Source organism: Paenibacillus sp. VMFN-D1, assembly GCF_003386155.1.
In the GTDB taxonomy this organism is placed as follows: Bacteria; Bacillota; Bacilli; order Paenibacillales; family Paenibacillaceae; genus Paenibacillus_AQ; species Paenibacillus_AQ favisporus.
Genome location: NZ_QRDU01000001.1, coordinates 2,233,720 through 2,253,111 on the forward strand (window position 1 = coordinate 2,233,720; position 19,392 = coordinate 2,253,111).

The 19,392-nt window shown below is 52.3% G+C and carries 18 protein-coding genes and 1 pseudogene; 3 read left to right on the plus strand and 16 right to left on the minus strand.

All coding sequences use genetic code 11. The features are described from left to right. The first annotated feature begins 251 nt into the window (after positions 1–251). Positions 252–1,454, plus strand: coding sequence for a stalk domain-containing protein (locus C7820_RS10235; RefSeq protein WP_181908990.1), 1,203 nt, complete (start codon positions 252–254; stop codon positions 1,452–1,454). 108 nt (positions 1,455–1,562) lie between these two features. Here the strand turns inward: C7820_RS10235 and C7820_RS10240 are convergent, their stop codons facing one another. From C7820_RS10240 to C7820_RS10310, 15 genes and pseudogenes are all read right to left on the minus strand, one after another. After that, the gene (locus C7820_RS10240; RefSeq protein WP_089546953.1) at positions 1,563–2,240 is read right to left on the minus strand and encodes a M14 family metallopeptidase; all 678 of its coding nucleotides are present in this window, start codon (positions 2,238–2,240) and stop codon (positions 1,563–1,565) included. Between the two features lie 102 nt (positions 2,241–2,342). Beyond that, positions 2,343–2,933 (minus strand): TetR/AcrR family transcriptional regulator, encoded by a 591-nt coding sequence (locus tag C7820_RS10245; RefSeq protein WP_116230861.1) that lies wholly within the window; start codon positions 2,931–2,933, stop codon positions 2,343–2,345. 66 nt (positions 2,934–2,999) lie between these two features. Continuing rightward, positions 3,000–4,043, minus strand: coding sequence for an alpha/beta fold hydrolase (locus C7820_RS10250; RefSeq protein ID WP_076166926.1), 1,044 nt, complete (start codon positions 4,041–4,043; stop codon positions 3,000–3,002). A gap of 172 nt (positions 4,044–4,215) precedes the next feature. After that, a complete protein-coding gene (locus C7820_RS10255; RefSeq protein ID WP_089546951.1) occupies positions 4,216–6,285 on the minus strand; it encodes a GxGYxYP domain-containing protein in 2,070 nt (689 codons plus the stop codon). A gap of 312 nt (positions 6,286–6,597) precedes the next feature. Continuing rightward, positions 6,598–7,485, minus strand: coding sequence for a Vgb family protein (locus C7820_RS10260; protein ID WP_116230862.1), 888 nt, complete (start codon positions 7,483–7,485; stop codon positions 6,598–6,600). After that, positions 7,475–8,140: a streptogramin A O-acetyltransferase Vat(I) gene (gene vat(I), locus C7820_RS10265; protein ID WP_116230863.1), complete on the minus strand. Its 666-nt coding sequence runs from the start codon at positions 8,138–8,140 to the stop codon at positions 7,475–7,477. The genes C7820_RS10260 and vat(I) overlap by 11 nt, the downstream gene beginning before the upstream one ends. A gap of 369 nt (positions 8,141–8,509) precedes the next feature. Continuing rightward, the gene (locus tag C7820_RS10270) at positions 8,510–9,169 is read right to left on the minus strand and encodes a spermine/spermidine synthase domain-containing protein (protein WP_258875194.1); all 660 of its coding nucleotides are present in this window, start codon (positions 9,167–9,169) and stop codon (positions 8,510–8,512) included. A gap of 12 nt (positions 9,170–9,181) precedes the next feature. After that, positions 9,182–9,787 (minus strand): DUF2087 domain-containing protein, encoded by a 606-nt coding sequence (locus tag C7820_RS10275; protein WP_076169394.1) that lies wholly within the window; start codon positions 9,785–9,787, stop codon positions 9,182–9,184. A 249-nt stretch (positions 9,788–10,036) separates the two neighbouring features. Further along, positions 10,037–10,870, minus strand: coding sequence for an alpha/beta fold hydrolase (locus C7820_RS10280; RefSeq protein ID WP_116230865.1), 834 nt, complete (start codon positions 10,868–10,870; stop codon positions 10,037–10,039). A gap of 92 nt (positions 10,871–10,962) precedes the next feature. Then, positions 10,963–11,382 (minus strand): MarR family winged helix-turn-helix transcriptional regulator, encoded by a 420-nt coding sequence (locus tag C7820_RS10285; RefSeq protein WP_116230866.1) that lies wholly within the window; start codon positions 11,380–11,382, stop codon positions 10,963–10,965. 139 nt (positions 11,383–11,521) lie between these two features. Next, on the minus strand, positions 11,522–13,330 hold the full coding sequence (locus tag C7820_RS10290) for an LTA synthase family protein (RefSeq protein WP_147306272.1): 1,809 nt from the start codon (positions 13,328–13,330) through the stop codon (positions 11,522–11,524). A gap of 178 nt (positions 13,331–13,508) precedes the next feature. Continuing rightward, positions 13,509–14,524, minus strand: a pseudogene (locus tag C7820_RS34090) (aldo/keto reductase). A gap of 112 nt (positions 14,525–14,636) precedes the next feature. Further along, on the minus strand, positions 14,637–15,551 hold the full coding sequence (locus C7820_RS10300) for an SDR family oxidoreductase (protein WP_116230868.1): 915 nt from the start codon (positions 15,549–15,551) through the stop codon (positions 14,637–14,639). A 212-nt stretch (positions 15,552–15,763) separates the two neighbouring features. Beyond that, positions 15,764–16,723, minus strand: coding sequence for an AraC family transcriptional regulator (locus C7820_RS10305; RefSeq protein WP_116230869.1), 960 nt, complete (start codon positions 16,721–16,723; stop codon positions 15,764–15,766). 72 nt (positions 16,724–16,795) lie between these two features. Beyond that, a complete protein-coding gene (locus C7820_RS10310) occupies positions 16,796–17,806 on the minus strand; it encodes an oxidoreductase (RefSeq protein ID WP_116230870.1) in 1,011 nt (336 codons plus the stop codon). A 221-nt stretch (positions 17,807–18,027) separates the two neighbouring features. On the opposite strand from C7820_RS10310, the gene C7820_RS10315 reads away from it, so the two are divergent. Further along, the gene (locus C7820_RS10315; RefSeq protein WP_076166974.1) at positions 18,028–18,462 is read left to right on the plus strand and encodes an Lrp/AsnC family transcriptional regulator; all 435 of its coding nucleotides are present in this window, start codon (positions 18,028–18,030) and stop codon (positions 18,460–18,462) included. Positions 18,463–18,533: 71 nt separating this feature from the next. Further along, complete coding sequence (locus tag C7820_RS10320) at positions 18,534–18,905, plus strand: hypothetical protein (protein ID WP_116230871.1); 372 nt, start codon at positions 18,534–18,536, stop codon at positions 18,903–18,905. Here the strand turns inward: C7820_RS10320 and C7820_RS10325 are convergent. Further along, positions 18,902–19,384 carry an NUDIX hydrolase gene (locus C7820_RS10325; RefSeq protein WP_116230872.1) on the minus strand — a complete coding sequence of 161 codons (483 nt, stop codon included), beginning with the start codon at positions 19,382–19,384 and terminating at the stop codon, positions 18,902–18,904. The two genes, C7820_RS10320 and C7820_RS10325, sit on opposite strands and share 4 nt — an antisense overlap. Positions 19,385–19,392 lie beyond the last annotated feature (8 nt).

Genomic DNA, 19,392 nt, shown 5'->3' on the forward strand with positions numbered 1-19,392 from the left:
GCAAACCGTGTGCAGATATGCAAATTTTTTTCTTCTTTTCGACCTATAACGTATATGTAAAAAAAAGGAACTATGGACCTCACTTGCACATCCAAATCGAACTATAATCGGAAGCGTCCGGGAATAATCGGCCATTTTACACATACACATGGTTGTCGTCGCCGAAATGTCGTATCTGTAACTTATTTGGGAAAAGGAGAGGAAAGATGATTCAAACCGTAAAATCGAAAACCGGAGCAGCTGCGCTCATCATGGCGTTCATTTCCTTGCTCTTGACGGGGATTTGGAGTGGCACATCGGCTCATGCTGAAGCCGCCTCACCAATCAAAGTCGCCGTGGATACAAAGTGGGTCAACTTTTCAGTGGACCCAGTGGTGGATGGGGGAACTATGTTGGTGCAAATGCGCCCGCTGTTCGAGTCGATGGGAATTTCCCTGAACTGGGACCCGCGTAATCAAACCATCACAGGCCAGAAAGATTCGCTGTCTTTTACCCTGCAGCTGAACAGCAAGGAAGCTACTGTGAACGGAAAAAAAGTATCCCTGGATAAACCCGCGCGGAGCGTCCGTGGAAACACGCTTGTACCTCTAAGATTTGTCGGCGAGGCGACTGGCGGATTTGTCGTATGGGATGCCAAAAATCGCGAAATCACAATATTTTCGGAACAAATGCTGAAACAGCTTGGACTGACCAAAGAACAGGCGGCGGAGATTCTTGCGCACGCAGGAGATACGACAGCAAATCCGCCGGCTGGCACGGAACCAACGGAAAACGACGGCGATGAATCAGCACCGGCCGTACCGGTACAGCTTGATAAGCTTCAAGGAATGTATGTTGGCATGCGCTTGGACCCAGGCGGTTATGAGTGCGGAGGAGCTTGCTGGGATTATTACACCTTCCTTTCAGGCAAAAAGGTTGTCATCGGCGAGCCGGCCACCGGCGGCCCGGAAACCATCGATTGCTCGAAGCTTTCATGCAGAGATTATTCCATTACCAATGGTAAGCTGGTTTTGGGTAACGGAACAACCCACACGATTCGGGTATCGTCCTTAGGAAACCTGTACATTGACGATGTGCTTCTCGAGAGAGTAACGCCGGTTGCGTCCAACCATAAACTAAACGGCAGTTACGTGTATAGGGGTTATTCGGGAATGGCTGGAGTAAATTCGGCCTCCTCGGCATGGGAGGAACGATTGACTTTCCAAACCGACGGTACGTTCAAAGCCGACAACTTCACCCTTGGTACACAGGAGGCTGGTTCCGGAACAACCAATAGCTCCGCGGGGTCTAGCGGAACGGGTACGTACAGCATTTCGGGAAATACGATTACCCTCAAGTTTACTGGCGGTACAGTTGAACGTTACGTCTTTTTTATCCACACCGGCAAAGATGGAAAACCAAATGTTCAGGATGTTCAAATCGGCAGCCGGAATTTCTTCGTTGATGCGGAATAAGCTCTATCCAGCTGCTTTTGCATAAAATCACACAATCAAAAACGGCCGATCAGGAGTCATCCTGACCGGTCGTTTGCCGTCTAACGATGTTTTGCGTTAAACCATCTCTTAAATTAAGCCCGCCTCCCGAAGAAATGATCGTACCACCTCGGTTTGGTAGTTGATCCGTATGTTCATGTCGAGGCTCCAGCACGTTTCAACGGTTACCGCTTTGGCCTTTAGCCGATCAGCCGCAGCTGTCCGGGAAGAGCCTTTCAGCTTGTGCATCCGGATATGAAAACGATGAGAACGGCGGACCACCCTCCCGTTCATATGCTTGATCACCCTCCGGACAGCGGGTACAGCCGGGCTACCTGAATCCGTAATCAGCGTCTGTCCCAGCACGTCTGCGCTCGCGGACGACAGGCCGTTGGCTTCGTGAAGATCCAGGTACCAGGCAGGTTTATACTTTCGCATGATTTTATACAAAGCACGCGACATTTCATGCGTAGTACGGCCTGACGGACCTCGCGGGAACGTCCGGTTCAAATCCGGCTTGCCCCGGATTCGTTTTTTGAAGGCAGGCCGGTTGGCAATAGGGACTACGATCAGCGTGCCCCGTTCAATCGTCCAATCGCCGTTTTTCAGCTGTCTAACCAGCTTCTGCGCGGCGCGAATGCTCCCCACTTCCCTGCCGTGAATGCCTGCCACGATCATGAAAACAGTACCAGGAGTATCACCGTCAAAAATGTGCATCGTTGTTTCAAACGAGGTTCCTTGGGCGAGTTTGCGACTTTCGTACAACATAGCCTTCACCACCTCCGATACGGTATCCTATGCTAGATTGATAGGAGGTGTACAGGCAGGAGTTGTCCGTGAAATGAAGAATTTAGCTCCATACCACTACGATCACTTTTTCAGCATCCTCATCAGCATTTCCGCCGACGGAGTTCCATACGGCTTCTCATCCGCTTCCTCGACGATCAAGGCGTTCACGATGTAAAAATACCACTGAAGCAGCTCGCGAGGATCGCCTTCGGCAAACTCCCCGGCCTCTTGCCCCTGCACGAACAAAGGAATCAGCGGCTCGATCATGGCATCTGCCGAGTGCTCCTTTAGAATGTCTGCAGCGTCCTTGGGAATGGCGTCAAGGCTGCGGACAGCGCGGAGAATGAGCATAAAAGCGAATTTGTTCTCGGTGAGCATATTTTCCGTCAGCGCTTGAATCTGCTCATATGGCGTGCCCGGCAGGCTCGGCACATTCCCCGTCTCTCTCCGCCCTTCCTCCATCAGCTCCTGGACGATGCTGGTAAACAGCTCATCCTTGGACGTGAAATAACGGTAGATCAGCCCCTCGCTGACGCCGGCTTCCGCCGCGATCATGCTGGTCTTCGTTCCTGTAAAGCCGCTGCGGGCAAAAAGCTTTGTCGCGGCCTGCTTGATTTGATTTTTCCTCTCATCCCGGATATGGGCCAGCTGTTCCTTATTTAATGGCGACAATAGACTCCGAACTCCAATCTCTCAAAAAATAATGTATCCCTATTGTACCATGACGTTCCTTTTGGATCACCGTGCTTGCTTCATTTCCCCAGCCACCGCCAAGGGGAGGACTTTATTCTGCAGAAATGCGTAAAACTGTTGCGGCCGGGAAAAGCACGCCAAATGGCCGGCCTGATGGATGAGCACGAATTCTTTGTAAGGGGCATCAATGCGGCCGCAATACGCTTTGGCCGTTGCCGTCGGCGTAATAAAGTCCGAATCCCCTTGAACAATAAACACAGGCAGCTCGAAGCGATATCCGATCTTGTCAAAATCAAAATGGACCATGTCTTCATGAAGAGCTTCAGCGGAAAATTTCATACCTTTAAACATATCCGACATGTCCCTCATCGTGTGTTCCGGAGATGACAGCATCGAAGGCATGATCAAATCCGTGATCATATTAGGCACACCACGTATTGCCTTCACCATAAGCCGGTTGCGTGTATCGACATCCCTGCTGTTCCAGGTAGAAGGATCGGTCCCCATACGCTCGAGCAGTTCGGCTCCCTTCTTGTTGCCCGAAGTTCGAAATGCCTCCAGCAGCAATCGATGCCCGACGTGTTCGGGATCGGGAGCGTTCTGATCCGTCCCTACATAAGCGTGGTATAAATCCGGACGGTGCGCAGCCATCATGATGCCGGTAAGGCTGCCGACCGAACTGCCAACCAGAATTAGCTTTGTCTGCTGGAGCTTGCCGCATAGATATTCGGATAACTCGATCCCGTCCTCCACCAATCGGTCGAAGGTCAACAATCCGCTGCCTTGTTTGCCATTGCGCCGGAAGGTCTTCCCCGCACCCCGCTGATCCCACTGCACGATCGTAAAATCCTTTTCCCAGGAACGCAGCAGTGGACTGAAGATGGAGTACACCGATCCCGGTCCTCCATGAATAAACAGCAGTATCGGATTGCGCCGGTTTTCTCCCCGGATGGTCACCCATTGTTCAATCCCGCCAATACGCACAAAGCCGGATTCAGCGATTCCTTCGGAAGCTGTTATACGAAGCAGCCGCGCATTTTTTTGTTGATTTCTTTTCCGCATCACGATATGAACCAAAGCATTGCTCATATGAATTCCCCGCTTTCGTTTTATAATGAGTGAGTTACTCACTCATTTTTAATCATAAAGATAATGGATTCCCGGATCCATTGTCAATAGTTATATGAAATTTTATCCCTGATGAAATGCCAAAAGCGGCCAACGCCTTTTCGCATTGACCGCTTTTATTATTGTCCTTGATTTACGGCTTTTTGGGCAGATGATTCGCCTCCCGAATGAGGGAGAAGTATTGGTCCGCCAGCACCGGCTGGTATTCCGGCCCGAGCGAATCCGTCAGCTTCACCACATCGGTCGGCGTCATATTCCAGGCCAGCAGCCCGAGGGATACGAACAACGGAGATTTGCCATCCCACTTTGCTTTGGCGTCCGCCAGAATCTTTTGTCCGTCCTGTACGGTACTAATGCCCTGGATCGTCGATACCGGCAGGTTTCCATTCAGGATTTCCACACCGAAATGATCTTCCCAGCTCAGGAGCAGTCCGTTTGGACGGTAGTTATCCTCATAAGCTTTGACGACCGAGTCGCTTAGCGGAACGTTTTGGTTCGCAACGCGGTTCAGTACGTAGGGTACGGTCATTCCGGTCTTTTTCAGGTAGGAGGACGTCTTCTTTAGGAATGCAGGCAGCGTATTCTCCGGCCAAGCGTTCGGGTAGAAGTACCCGCCGCCGGAAGGTCCGGCGATCAGCTGGTCATTCGCCGTTGCCGTGCTTCTGTAGTAGTTCAGCATAGCCGGTGCCCCGTCGTACAGCATCGGACTGGACGTCCAGTTGATCGGCACTTTACCGCGGTTCGGATCATCCCACAAATTGCGCATCCGGTGCTGGTTATACTGGAAGTTGTCGCCTTCGCTGAAGGTGTACGTCACATAAATTTTATTTTCGAGCTTTGGTGTCTTGACCTTGTCGGACGGAAGCGGCCCTTGGCCTTTGTTCTCCGTACCGGAAAATACGGTCAGATTACTGAACCAGTCGGCAGCAAGAACGTAGATGCTGTGGTTCGATAACAGCTCTACCCCGTTGAACTCGCCTTCAGTATCGTTGCTAAACCAGCCGAGGTATGGTGTTCCTGCAGGAACATCGGCAAGGATCTTATCAAACAATGCCTTTTGCTCAGGCGTATTGGTGCCCAGCCAGAATACCATCGCCTTGTTGGCGACCGCATAATCGCGGAGATAGCCGTACGGCTCTTTCTGTTCCGATGAAGGCGGAGCTTCGTTGCCCGCAAGCACCTTAAATTGGTTCCACATGTCCACCGAAGCGGTCAACGACTTCGTACCAGCAGGTACTTTAAATTCGTAGACAAAGTACCGCCCGTTGTCTGCGAACCGGTGTCCACCGCTTCCCTCGGAAAGCTGCGAGCTTTGAGCGTCGTACAGGAACGGCTTCTCATCGTCGGTTCCGGGCACGAACTGGGCGATCGTCTGGCCATCAGCCTTCACGGTCACTTCATGAACGGCCGATCCCCATCCGTCCTGCTGGAACGCATCCTCAAAGCGGAGGTATACCGCATCCGTACCCAGGAAAGACGTCAAATCCAGGTCATAGATCTTGCGGTTCTTCGCATCCCGCTCCTGCGTCTTCTCTTCAGCCACCACTTTGAACGACTGCGGGAGTCCCGGAGGCAGCTTCACCGACACATCCGGGCTCAGCCCGATCAGCATCCGGTGCGTCGTCTGCTTCCACAAATTTTCGTACTGCCAGGTGTAGGCATCCAATTTATCCTTAAACTTGCCCTGCAAATCATCGAGCACTTTCAAGCCGTAAGGAGCTGCGGTCAGCTTGGCGCTGAGCTCCGGGCTGGCGACCACCGCATCCTTCAGCCCGGCAAGCGTTGTCGCCACATTAATGCTGTCCGGCACTTTCGGATCATAGACGATGATTCCCTTCACTTCTTTTTTAAAATCGCTTACCAGTTCCCAAGGATCGTCATGCACCGTATAAGGCACCTTGAGATCGTTCAGCCAAGTCATTTTGCCTTCTTCCTGGCTCTCCAGCAAATAAATTCGAGGCTGGTTTCGGTTGACGATGCCCTGGAGGGTCGCCAGCATGATCTTGACGTCTCCGGGGGCGTCATAAACGTCCGCAACGTCCAGATGCTTCACCTTAGCAAAGCTTGGAAGCGCTTGCGATTCCGGCCATTTGATGCCGCTGGATGAGGATGAGGGGTTTGCCGCCGGTTCGGCGGACGCGCCCATGGAGATGGACAGTGCACAGACCGCAGCGAGACAAACCGTGGTGAACTTTCGAAGCATGAACAATACACCTCAACTTTACGCTGATTTGGTTGGCAATTGAAAGAAACACCCTACTCCCGGCCCGTATTCGAAACCTCGCCATGCTGAACGCCGAACGGAATCGAGGTTCTCCATTGCTGTTATACAATCTATATTTAATATATCTAATATTGCTTTACAAGGCTTTCGACAAAAATAGTTAAAAAATTAGTACTCGTGGAGCATCCACTTAGTCCATTATTCCGAATAAACGGACAGAAAAAGATATGTCATTTTCATACCAAAAAGCCTCAGGTCACGGATGATCCTGAGACTTTTGCTTCGCACTCTTTACTTGATCGTCAATCGTCCAAGACGATTGCATTCTTCGGCAAACCACACCGTGCCGTCCGCGGCCACAGTGATGCCATGCGGTTCCGACCCCTGTGTCGGAATGTCATATTCGGTCAGTTTACCGTCCACGGTGATGCGGCCGATCCGGTTCGCACCCCATTCCGTGAACCAAAGGTCCTGGCCGATTCCGGACGTGATCGCGTGAGGCTTCGCCCCTTCGGTAGACAGCGAATACTCGCTTATCTCACCGTCCGTCGTGATTCTGCCGACCCGATTCCCGGCGATCTCCACAAACCACAGCGCGCCGTCTGGGCCCGCCGTAATCCCCACCGGTGCGGAACCTGGCGTTGGAAGCGCATAGTGAGTCACTGAACCGTCTGTGTCGATGGTGCCGATCCGATTCCCTTGGTTTTCCGTAAACCACAGCTTCCCGTCACTGCCTGTGGTGATGAACGATGGAAAAGCACCCTCATGGGGAAGCTTGTACTCGGTCACTTCACCCCCAGGGCTGAGCCTGCCGATCCGACCGGTCATCATCTCGGTGAACCAGATCGCCCCGTCAGGCCCTTCAGCGAGACCAAACGGCGCACAGCCCGGGTCGGGCAGCTTATACTCCTTGAACTCTCCGCCTGGCGTCATCCGGGCGATTTGCCCGGCATGATATTCATTAAACCAAAGATCCCCGTTTCGGTCGCACAGGATCGACATCACCCCCGCATTGGGTGTCGGCACGTCAAACGCGGTAAACTCGCCATGCTCATTCCGGGCTCCGATCCGGTTCCTTTTCTGCTCCGTAAACCACACAGTCCCATCTCTGCCGGCCGCAATACCGTACGGCCCCGAGTCCGGCAAAGGCAAGGCGAATTCCACCAATTCAATTCTCATTTGACATGCCTCCTTCCTGCAGCATTGGCTTGCCCATCTGCCGCAGCAGATCCATGTCGCCGCTGGCAATGGCGCCCATGAACCGCTCGATTTCTTCGATGTCGTGATCCCACCAGCGGATCTCCAGCAGCTCGGCGATCACCTCGGGTGCGTAGCGCTTGCGGATTTCCTTCGCCGGGTTGCCGCCGACGATGGTGTAAGGCTCGACGTCCCTTGTCACAACGGCTTCGGCCGCGATGATCGCTCCGTTGCCAATCTTCACGCCTGGCAGGATCGTTGCCCTTCGTCCGATCCAGACGTCGTTTCCCACAATGGTATCCCCCTTGATCGGGAGCTGATCCAGTGTTGGCGTGTGGGCTTCCCAGCCGTTTCCGAAAATATTAAAAGGAAACGTAGAGCCGTCCATCCGATGGTTGCCTCCATCCATCATAAAACGCGCCTCACCGGCAATCGAGCAAAACTTGCCGATAATTAGCTTGGTTCCGAGAAATTCGTAATGATATAGCACCTGATCTTCAAACGACTCTCCATTGATCGCATAGTAGTAAGAATAATCTCCCGCGATCAGGTTCGGCATCGTGATCACGTTTTTGATAAACTGCATATTGTTATCCCCGGGTATCGGATACTTCGCGTTCGGATTAGGACCTGGCATGCAAGTCACTCCTTTCGATTGTTCAGCAGATTGGATAGCGTGTTCGGTCGCCTCATTGCCACACAAAAAAGCCCCCTGTCCCGATGTTCAGGACAGGAGGCTGTATACGCATGGAAATCCGCTGAATCCTCTCGTCAAGTGGGTGCGCCATGATCCCGCATTTAAGAAGCACATGCCCAACCAGCATGACTACTTAAAAAAGCCCGCACGAATCCTATCCTAAACATCGTTTCAAACGATTGTTTTGTGTGGATAGGATTAGTAGATCATTGGCCTAAGGTCACCCTTTCATGACTTGAATGCCCTTAATCTACCATATCGCAGTCACATGTTCAACCCTTTTTCCATAAAGCGCTGCACGATTGCAGTTTAAGTTTTGGCTATGTACACCACATCAGGCTCGACGTTCCGCGGCTGCTCGATGCGAATTTCTTCCACGCCGGCAAAACGGGACTCGAGGAGCGCCTTAAATGCCGGAGACGCCGAAGCACTCCAGAAAGACATGACGCCTCCGGGATTCAGCAGGCGGGTAAGCTCCTTAAGTCCCTCCGGAGAGTACAAGCTTTCGTTGTTCTGAAACACCGTCCAATCCGGCCCGTTATCGATGTCAAAACATAGCGCATCGAACGTCTCGTCGGTCTCGGATATCCATTTCAGCAGGTCGGCGCATACGACCCTCGTCTTGGGGTGGGACAGCGCGTTTCCGGAAAATGGCGCTAAATAAGTCCGGTTCCAGGTGATGACCTGGTCTTCGATTTCCACGACAGTGACTTGACCGGTTTGCGGATGATGCACCGCCTCTCCCAAAGAATAGCCGACACCTAAGCCTCCGATCAGCAGAGTCATCCCGTCTTTGGCGCAGGCATCGATGGCCGAACGGACAAGCCTTTTTTCCGACTCGCCGTTATAGGTGGCCATGAGAAACGTACCGTTACTGATCAATTCGTATTCACCGCCCCGGCGCTGGAGCTGAATTTCACCGCGCGGGGTATCGCAGCGTTCCACAACTTCCAATGGGTCTACTAGCACGTAACCGCCTCCCTAGAGATACTCCCATTTCTCCCACATTTCCACCGGATTCAACTCATAGATTTCTTTTTCACGATACAGGTAGTGATGCATAATGAATTCCCTGCGGATCGTGGCAAAATCGGGATGATACGTTTTAATGAACTCGTTGATTTCCTTCTCCGTGTATTTTCGTCCCATATCCAGGTTTCGCACCATAAACTCAAGCACAATCAGCTTTTTCTTGAGTTGTGCCGGGATGTTCTTCAGCCGGCCGTCATCCATGATGAAGCTTTTGAGCACGGTGTCCCGAAGCTTCTCGTTCTTAGCGGACAACTGCGGCCCGGGCTGATCCTCCTGGGGCTCATAATTGCGGATCAGCTTCAGCAGCTGGCCTTCCGTACGCTCGATCATGTCCTGCGAAATCCGGTAGTACGACACGTTCTTTTCCCGGCGCTCCATGACAACCCCGACTTCCTTTAATTTGGCGATATGATGCGTGATCGTCGCAGGGGTGACACCCAGCTTCTCCGCAAGGGTCATTCCGTTGATTTCTTCTTGAGACAGGAGCACCAGAATCCGAATCCGGTTCCGGTCGGCTAAAGCCTTATAATAATTGACCAGTTTATCGAGCTGCAGAGGAACCACCCTTTATATGCACATTAAATTTAATGTTTATTAAATATAAGGATAATCAATATTTTCGCTTCCGTCAAGAAAAGCGCTGGGGAAGCCCCACTGTCCCTAAAGCTTGCAACGGTAATTTATCAAGATCGGACTATTGCCGGAAAGGGTACCTTTCAGAAAAAAAAAAGACCCCATATCGGGAGTCTGGTCATTGTGAAAATATGCTGTGTGTGAATAAAATTCAATTTGAACGCATCCTGGTTACGTTCTTTTGTGCTTGGCTTCCTGCTCTTCGGTTACCCGATCAAGCCATTCTTCCACCAGGACGTGGAACAACCTGCTTTGTTCGATCTGCAGATTATGGCCAGCCCGATCAAGCATGACGAAGCTTGCCCGCGGATACTCGTTCGCAAACGCCCACTGATTCCGGTAACCGACGATATGATCCTGCCGGCCGGCCAGAATAAGCACGGGCCTCACATAAGGGGTGTCCAGCTGCTCCATTTCAGGCGAGAAATCATAACGCTGGCGTAAACGCTCCAGAAACGGCCGATTCGCTTTTTTGAGCCCGGTCACAATTTCCCGTTCAAACCGGCTCCAATTGTACTCGTCCTGAACCGTATGCATCCCGGTAAATTCACCCGCGTACGGATGGTTCAACTGCGTCATAAATTCTTCATCCCGGGCAATGAGCTGAAATGCCGGCGCGTCGTGCTTCGCCTGTCCCGCTGTTGGACAGATCAGGAGCAGACCCTCAATTTGATGCTGACGCTTCTTGAGCAGTCCTCTGGACAAATAGCCGCCGTAAGATTCTCCAGCCAATATAAAAGGTTCATCCCCCAAAATTTCTCCAACAAATTCATCGAGCGCCTCCAGCATATCATCCGTACTCTGGATACCGTCCGTAACGGTGCTGTCCCCCATTCCCGGCAAATCCGGATAAATCCTTTTCCAGCCGGATTGGCTCTTGAACACCGGCTCCATACATCCCGTCATGAGGTGATGGTCACAGGAAAACCCATGCAGCAGCAAAACCGGCTTGCCGTTGCCGTGAATCTCGTAGTGAATCGTCGTATGTTTCAGCTCGCATTTCATAAAGAATGCCTCCTTACTATTTTTCATAGATATCTATGTATTACAGTGTACCGAATAAATGCATAGATGTCTATGTATTTGGGGATGAAGCATTAGAACCTCTTGAATATTTGCTCCAGCAGCGATTCAAGCTGAACCTGCTCCTTGTCGGAAAGTCCGCCGTATATCGTCTCGTTGAGACGGGCGGACACTTCCTCGAACACCGGCTCCAATTCTTTTCCTTTCGGCGTCAGCGAAACCAGCGTCATGCGGCTGTCTTCCTTGCTCTTCACTTTGCGGACATATCCCAGCTTCTCCAGTTTGTTTACGAGCACAGTGACCGTCGGCTGCGTCCGGTCGATTTTTTCGCTCAGCACAGTTATGGGCTGCATGTCCTGGATATACAGCGCCCACAAAATATCCCCGTGTGAGGAGACGATGCCCTCGATGCCGCGCTGTTCCAGCTCGGACACGATCATGGCGTTAATGGCGTTGCGGATTTTGCTGAACATGGTGGCTGCGTTTTTTTTCATCCTAATCCCATCCTGTCAAATAGAGTACATATACACCGAGTTCTCCTGTTTCACTCCATGCCAACTAACAAAAAGGACATCCGCGAATTCATTGGAAGCAATCCGGGACATCCTTATTTTATCATGATAGAGCATGGATTCAGTACAGCAAATTCTTGCCGTACTGCTCTCCCTCCAGCATATCGTAAACCACAAGCTTGTAATCGTTCAGCAGCTTCTGCTGCTCCGGCGTCAAGGCGGAGATCACGGCGTTATCCTTGCCGATTAACACGCTTTTGTTCAAGCCGGGAATTTCGGACTTCACCTTCTCCAGCAGCTTGTAATACGCCGGCATGCTCTGGCCGGACAGCTCGAACACGGTCGGTCCGATAAAAGCGGGACTCATCGTGCCCGAAGACTTGCTGCCGATATCAAAGTTCGCCAAGTAGATCAGCTTCGTCTCATGCTTCAGGCGCGGGTTGTCGTTAAATCCAGCCTGGGCATACACCCCGGAGGACAAAGCCGGCAGGTGGTCGCCCCAGAACGCGACGATCGTCGGCCGCTGAATCGTCTTCAGCTGTTGGCTCAAGTAAGCCACCGCCTCATCCGTCAGCTTGGTGTCATGCGTGTACGTTTCCAGCTCGTCTTTGTATTCCGGTTTGACGCCGGAAACTGTAATCGTGTTCGAACCGTTCAACCCCTTGGTAAACGGAAAATGGTTCTGCATCGTCACCAGGTGCAGGAACGTCGGCTTGCTCGCCGACTTCAGCTCACGGACGGCTTCCTGCACGGCGGCCATGTCGGAAATGTAGCCATTCGGCGTATACCGCTTAGCGTTCGGCAGGTCCTTCTCGCTCGTGAATTGGTCGAAGCCGAGAATCGGATACACCCGATTGCGGTTGTAGAACGTGTCATCGAACGGATGCAGCGCCAGCGCCTCGTATCCCCGGTCCTTCAGAATGCTGACGATGGAAGGCAGTGAGGGCATTTTGACAATTCGCTGCTGGTACGGAATCGACCCGTCCTTCAAAAAATACATCGACAGGCCGGTCAGCGCCTCGAATTCCACGTTAGCCGTGTTGCCTCCAAACTCGGGGGACAGCAGATAACCATCCGGCGTCGATTGGGCGTTCTGGTGAATAAACTTCAGCGGATCCTCGCTGAACGTATAGGACGGCATCCGGGTCGGATCAAAAAAAGCCTCGTCCATCATATACATAATATTCGGCTGCTCTACCGCTTTGGTTGGCGGCGTACCGGTAGATGTTCCGTATTTTTGCGCGATGGCTTCGATCGCTTCTTTGCTGTAACCCTCCGGTTTTTCGATCAGGTTCTGCATCAGGTTGCCGGCGAAGGCGTACACGAACCCGTTCTGGGCGTAGTTGACCTTCTGGTTCCACGGAATGTTCTGATACTTCAGCGATGTGGCCAGCGCGTGCTGGCCTCCGACCATTTGTATAAATCCGCCGACTGCCACCAACGAGATAATGCCAAGCGTAATCCGCAGCGGAAGACGGACCTTGACCTTTGGCAGCTTCAGCATCAGATAGATCAACGCCGCAACAAGCAGCACCGATATGACGACCGCTGTCGGCGAAATCATGCCCTTCGTAATTTTCGTCATTTCCTGGGCGTTCTTGATCTGCATCAAATCCCATGGGAATAAAGGCTCGCCCGTTGTGGACAGCTTCTCATAATTGGCGATCCCGAGGACCACGCATACGATAAAAGCGATCAACGCCCCCGTATAGACATTCGGAATGATCATGGCACAGACCAGCAGTACGAAAAAGAAAAACAAACTGCCGGACAAATACAGCCAGTAATATTGGGAAATCCAGTTCAGCACGCTTCCGATATTCATTCCGAGCGAAGCCGCCTGCATGAAGAAGTTCAAAATAAAACCGCCGAGCAGCAAGGAGAAAAGGGTTATCCCCACCCGCCTGGACGGCACAAATAATTGGCGCACGGTATCACTCCCATCTGTTCTCAAGCGAACAGTATACGCCAATTATCTTAAAAAAACATTAAAATCATACGAAAATTTAACATTCTCTTCATACTGACATTACAATTCTGTGAATTGACAAACCCCCACGGAAATACCGTGAGGGTCGGATCATACATCTATCTGCTTGCGAACTTTGCTAGAAGCTGTTCACCATCGCATCGATTTCTTGCATTTGTTTAGCCGATAATGGGCCAAGGGATACAGCATCTGCCAGTTCCTCCACCTGCCGTCTCGTTTTAAAGCCCGGAATCGGGATCGCGGCATCGCTTCTCGCCCACAACCAGGCTAGAGCCCCCTGCACCAGCGTCCGCTCGCCGCTCGTCAAAATTTCTTTGATGGCGTCAAGCTTCTCAATGAACTCGGGAAGGGGGCTGCCGTCTTTAAAGTACCTCACCCAGTCATGCCCGCTGCCTCTGACATCTGTATTCGGCAGGCTTGTCTCCGGCCGGAATTTGCCGCTCAAAAGCCCCATCGCCAGCGGCGTGTTGTTAATGCTCGCAAGACCCAACCGCTTGCAAACGGCCACGACGTCACGGTTGTCATGGAGAACATTTTGCTCATGCTGAATGGCGGCTGCATGCGACCGGCTGGCGAAAAATTCGGCGTTCTCCGCATCCCCCGTGCTCCACCCGTATGCCCGGATAAGCCCCTCCCCGCGCAGACGTTCCAGCGGATCGATCACGGACTCCATCTCTTCGCGGTCAATGAACCCGGGTGAATCTGCAGCAAATCGATGTAATCGGTCCCCAGCCGTCGGAGCGAACGCTCGCAGGCAAAGCGGACATAGGAGGGCGAGACGTCGTAACGCAAATGTACTTCCCTGTTCGCGGCGTCCTGCAAAAATCCGAATTTGGTGGCGATGACCACTTGATGGCGGCGCCCCTTGACCGCACGCCCCAGCACTTCTTCACTATGTCCGGTTCCATAAGCGTCGGCCGTATCAAAGAAGGTTACTCCCATGTCCAGCGCCGTATGGATGGCCGCCTCCGATTCCGCATCGTCCACTTCGCCCCATCCGTCAGGCAGGCCGCCGAGCGTAAAGTTTCCGCCAATCGCCCAGCAGCCGAGCCCCAGCGGACTTACAGGAATACCGGAAGGTCCCAAGGTTCTGTTCATCAACATTTCCTCCCTTTCGCTTGTGTATGGCTTCATTATAATAAGGGAAATGGCTTATGATCAGAGCCAATACATGCGATTTTGGAAGAACCAATTTAGATGAATTACCGACAAGGGTTTGTCGACCGCCTGGGCCGGTAGGTCCGAATTATGCGTTTGTAAAGTAGTTCTGATCGATGTCAGCAATCAACCCGGGCTGCACGGGAGACCAGCCCAACTGCTCTTGGGTCCGGGTGCTTGAGGCCGGGTTGTCCATCTTTACCATGGCCGCAAGAAAACCGAAATGTTCTTCAGCCTTCTCGGGGGAAATGCCTTTTACCGGCACTTCAAGGCGTTGACCAATAATATTGGCGATATCTTTAAACGAGATCGCTTCTTCGCCGACACCGTGCAGCCGTGCGCCGGCAGGAGCCTTTTCCAAGGCCAACCGGAACAGGTGCGCAAGATCGAGAAGGTGCACAGCAGACCAGCGATTAGAACCATTGCCTAAGTATGCCGAGACGCCTTTGGTCTTGGCTAGTTGTATGAGTGCCGGGATGAAGCCATGATCCCCTTGGCCGTGTACGGACAACGGGGGCCGCACCACCGATACACGCACACCTCGTTGGGCGAATGACAATGCCGTCTCTTCGGATGGGATCCGAAGCGCTGCGAACGACTGGGAATCCATGGGGTCTTCTTCCATTGCGAGACGGCCTGGTCTAAGAAGGGCGGTACCGGATGTGACAACGAGGGGCCGATTCGTTCCCGCGAGCGCTTCGCCCAACGTCTCGATCGCTCGCCGGTCCGCTTCGGCGGTATCTACAAAGTTCGTGGTTTCGTCAAAGTTGTTAAAATCCGTGTTAAAAGCGGTGTGAATGACACCTTCCGATGCCTCCGCGCCAGCTTTAAGGCTGTCGAGATCATGGAGGTTGCCCCGATGCACCTCAACCCCGGCGGCAGTCAATGCTTCAGCCGATTTGTCTGAGCGGGCAAGCCCCACCACATGATGTCCGGCACCCACGAGTTCGCGGACGACAGCGGAACCGATAAAGCCTGTTGCTCCTGTAACAAAAACACGCATAGTAAAGTCCTCCTAAAGCTGTAGAGTAGTTTAGCTGCTGCATCTCTTGCGGCGGTAATCTCTTATCCCCTTGCCGCTGATTCAACGCTAAACTTAGCATACTCCACAGCTCACCCCGATCTTTGCCTGATCCTCGCCACTCTTTGCCTGATATTCTGATATGTTTCCCTAATCTGATCGAACCCCTGCCTCACCCACACAACACCATTCGATCAGTCCATGATTAGTTCTCTTTGAAGCAATCTGGAAACGTCCCTTCTTGGCGGGCGTCCAAAATAAGCGCTGTAATCCCGGCTGAACTGGGAGTCGCTTACATACCCTACAAGCCGGCATGCTGTGGTTGCGTCCATTTGGCGAGATAACATCAGATGCCGGGCTTCTTGAAGGCGCAGCGCTTTTTGGTATTGCAGCGGGCTCATCGACGTGACTGACTTAAAATGCTTATAAAAAGTAGACACACTCATATGCTCCAATTCCGCTAAGTTTTCAACCTTTATTTGCTGAGAAAAGTTTTCACGGAGCCAAGCAATGGCCTTCACCACAGGCTGCATTTCCGAGTCAGCAAAACCCATTTCGGCAACATGAACGCCGACGGGGCTGCGCAGAAGCCGTATTAAAATCTCATCCACTGCGAGTGGAGCCAACAATTCGGCATCACCGGGGTGAAATAGATACTCTATCAGTCTCGACATCGTCCTTACAATGCCTAAGTCGGCGTGAGTGACGTAGCATGCACTCCGTTCATGAATTGGAGGCAGTCCCTGGGGATACACTTTCAGGACCAACTCGGCGATTCTTTGCGGATCCAGATCCAGTCTGACACCGAGCAGCGGTTCGGAATGACTGGCTTGTGTGGTCTGAACAGCAACCGGCAGGGCCGCGGGTGTCACAAACATATCCGATTGGCCGATCCGATGAACCTCCTTCCCGACCGTGATGTTCTTGGCTCCTTGCACAACGATTCCCAAAGAAGGCGAGTAAAAGGTTTTAACGTTGTCCATATCTACTCTTGAATAGCGGCCGATGAACAAACCAGGGATGCGCTGATCAAAGGCACCATCATGCGGAGCATACAGGTAGATCAGCTGTATCAGCCGGGCTGTTTCGGCTTCAAGCGTCCTCCCCGCGTCAGGATACGCCGATGGAACCGCATGTTCATTTATTAGCTGCACCGTTTTTAACAACTCCTCATATCATATACTTCCTCCCTTAACGATAACTTCGATACTCTTTCATCTCAAGGCTCAATTAGAATGAACACCGACGGATTCCACTTCAGAAGCAAAAAAAGTGCTGCGGATATACTCCGGATTGCCCAGCAGCGGCCGTCCAATGGCGATAAAGTCCGCCAGTCGATCCGTTAAGATGAACTCAGCAAGTTCTTTGGTGTAAATTTTACCCACGGCAATGATGGGAATACTCACGTATTGCTTTATAATGGAGGCATAGGGTACCTGATACCCGTCAGGCGTCGCGGCGGGATTGACCGGGAGCAGGCCCCCGGAAGACACGTCAACGGCATCGATCAGCGGCTCCACGGAAGCGGAAATTTTCGCCACATCTACGGGCGTAAGGCCCCCTTCGGTGAAATCGGACGCGGATACGCGGATCAGTACCGGATAGTCGCGTCCCACCTCCGAGCGGACGGCTTCCAAAATGTCACGCAGGAACCGGATTCGTTTTTCCGGCGAGCCGCCATATTCATCTGTCCGGTGGTTGGACAGCGGGGAGAGGAACTGATGCACCAGATGACCGTGTGCCGCGTGCACTTCGATGCCGTCAAAGCCGGCTTCCAGGCTTCTTTTGGCAGCTAGCCGGAAATTATCGATCTCGCTCCGGATATTCGACAAGCTCATTTCTTCCGGAATCCCGTATTCGTCGTCGTAGGCAATCGGACTCGGTGCCAGCAGACGCGAACCCCCGTTTTTCCACGACTTTCTGCCGCCATGCGTAAGCTGAATGAAAACCGGCGTGTTTTTGGCGTGAACGGCTTCGACCACTTTTTTCAAAGGGGCGACATGCTCATCCGTAAAAATGCCGATGTCGTTGCTGAACAGCCTGCCGTTCGGCGATACCCCGGTCGATTCCAGCATCACCATCGCGGCTCCGCCGGCAAGCCGGCCGTAGTGGTTCACGTGATAATCGGTGGCGAACGCTTCGGGCGTCCCCTGGTTCTGCTGCATAGGGGAAACGATCAATCGGTTGCTCAGCTTCAGCCCTCCGATATGTTTTTCGCTATATATGATGGTTTTCATGGTTATCTCCTCCTAAGACTCTTGTGTTTGGATTTCTTAAGCTCCATTGTAAGAGTCACAGGGGCATCGTTACATACAAAAACCAAGTTATTCCTACCCTTTTACTTTGAATTTGAAGTTATCCACCGTTCCGAATTTATAATTTTAAGGTTCTGTCCGGGATCTGAATCATGAGGCTTGTTCTGCCTGGATATTTTCAAATGACGAAAGGAGTTCACTTTATGGACCAAATTGACCTGCGTATTTTAGATATTCTGCAAAAAGATGCACGGATTTCCATTTCCGAGCTGGGCCGCATGATCAACATGTCCGGTCCGGCCGTGACCGAGCGGATCCGCAAGCTGGAGGATAAAGGCGTCATAGCATCCTACCGTGCGGTGCTGTCTCCTGATAAAATAGGCAAACCGATCACGGCGTTTATTCTCGTGCAGGCCGATCATTGCAACGCATTGACCGAATTTTGCTCCCAGTCTCCCGACGTGCTTGAGCTGCATCAAATCAGCGGTCAATATAATTTTATCCTGAAGGTGGTTGCGGCTTCGATGCAATCGCTGGAGGAGTTTCGGATGGCCTGCAGCAAGTATGGCTTCACGCAGACGATCACCGTGCTGTCAACGACGTTTGATTCCAAAGCTTTTGCGCTGGACGAACCATAAACATCCGCATGAAACTTATGCACCGCTAGTACGGCGTTTCGTTGAATGGATAATTGGGGGGATGACAGAACATGAAGCATGATGGAAACAAGCCTGTGCCATTTTTCGAGCTTGTAACCCAAGGTACGGGCAATGGATTGAAGCAGCACGACTTGTCCGGTTTGATCTGGCACGATGAAGAAATGACGTTTGATTCGATGTATGAAGCCCAAGTATGGGCATTGGACGAACCCTATAACAAACTCGGCTGGGCGTATGACGGGTACCGGACGGCCGATCCGAAGATCGCCGGCGCCCTGGTATGGGAGCTGATGAAAGCGAAGACCGCGGGTTACGGCAGGCGTGAGGTGTTTGCCGACGAGCAGCACGTCGATAAAACAACCATCTATCGGGTATGGGTCAAATGGACCCGCCCCGAGCCCGGGGCGTTACATTCGGATTAAAGCGTTCTTTGCAGCTTAACCTCAAATTCCGGTCTCGTGTTGTACTCCATATAATGGATTTTACCGGTAAAGTCCAGATAAGCCTGATAGCGGAGCCGGATGGCCGGCGCGGTTACGAGGTCGAGCACCTGACTTTTCGGCACCCAGCGGCTGTCCGAAGTCTCTTCGGATGTGCACAGCTCCCCTCCCGTCGGTGTACATACAAAGTCCAGCATCAGCTTGGTCGGAACCGGGGTTTGTCCGTCATGCCACAGGTAGCTGCCCGTATTGGAATAAATCCCGATCAGATGCGACACTTCGGTGTCAATGCCGCTCTCTTCCTTGATTTCTCTGGTCAGGGCATCCATCAGGTTCTCACCATTCTCCACCTGGCCGCCGGGAAAAACCCATCCGCCGTGCCGTGTCTTGACCAGGAGGATATCCCCGCGGCCGTTCTCGACAAAGCCTCCGACGGCTCCGATATGCGTAGGCATCATCATGCAATCAA

Bases quoted from the DNA above. Each gene is read 5' to 3' on its own strand.
- C7820_RS10235 (WP_181908990.1), top strand. From the start codon at position 252: ATGGCGTTCATTTCCTTGCTCTTGACGGGGATTTGGAGTGGCACATCG.
- C7820_RS10240 (WP_089546953.1), bottom strand. From the start codon at position 2,240: ATGTTGTACGAAAGTCGCAAACTCGCCCAAGGAACCTCGTTTGAAACA.
- C7820_RS10250 (WP_076166926.1), bottom strand. From the start codon at position 4,043: ATGAGCAATGCTTTGGTTCATATCGTGATGCGGAAAAGAAATCAACAA.
- C7820_RS10255 (WP_089546951.1), bottom strand. From the start codon at position 6,285: ATGCTTCGAAAGTTCACCACGGTTTGTCTCGCTGCGGTCTGTGCACTG.
- C7820_RS10260 (WP_116230862.1), bottom strand. From the start codon at position 7,485: ATGAGAATTGAATTGGTGGAATTCGCCTTGCCTTTGCCGGACTCGGGG.
- C7820_RS10280 (WP_116230865.1), bottom strand. From the start codon at position 10,870: ATGAAATGCGAGCTGAAACATACGACGATTCACTACGAGATTCACGGC.
- C7820_RS10285 (WP_116230866.1), bottom strand. From the start codon at position 11,382: ATGAAAAAAAACGCAGCCACCATGTTCAGCAAAATCCGCAACGCCATT.
- C7820_RS10300 (WP_116230868.1), bottom strand. From the start codon at position 15,551: ATGCGTGTTTTTGTTACAGGAGCAACAGGCTTTATCGGTTCCGCTGTC.
- C7820_RS10310 (WP_116230870.1), bottom strand. From the start codon at position 17,806: ATGAAAACCATCATATATAGCGAAAAACATATCGGAGGGCTGAAGCTG.
- C7820_RS10315 (WP_076166974.1), top strand. From the start codon at position 18,028: ATGGACCAAATTGACCTGCGTATTTTAGATATTCTGCAAAAAGATGCA.
- C7820_RS10320 (WP_116230871.1), top strand. From the start codon at position 18,534: ATGAAGCATGATGGAAACAAGCCTGTGCCATTTTTCGAGCTTGTAACC.
- C7820_RS10325 (WP_116230872.1), bottom strand. From the start codon at position 19,384: ATGATGATGCCTACGCATATCGGAGCCGTCGGAGGCTTTGTCGAGAAC.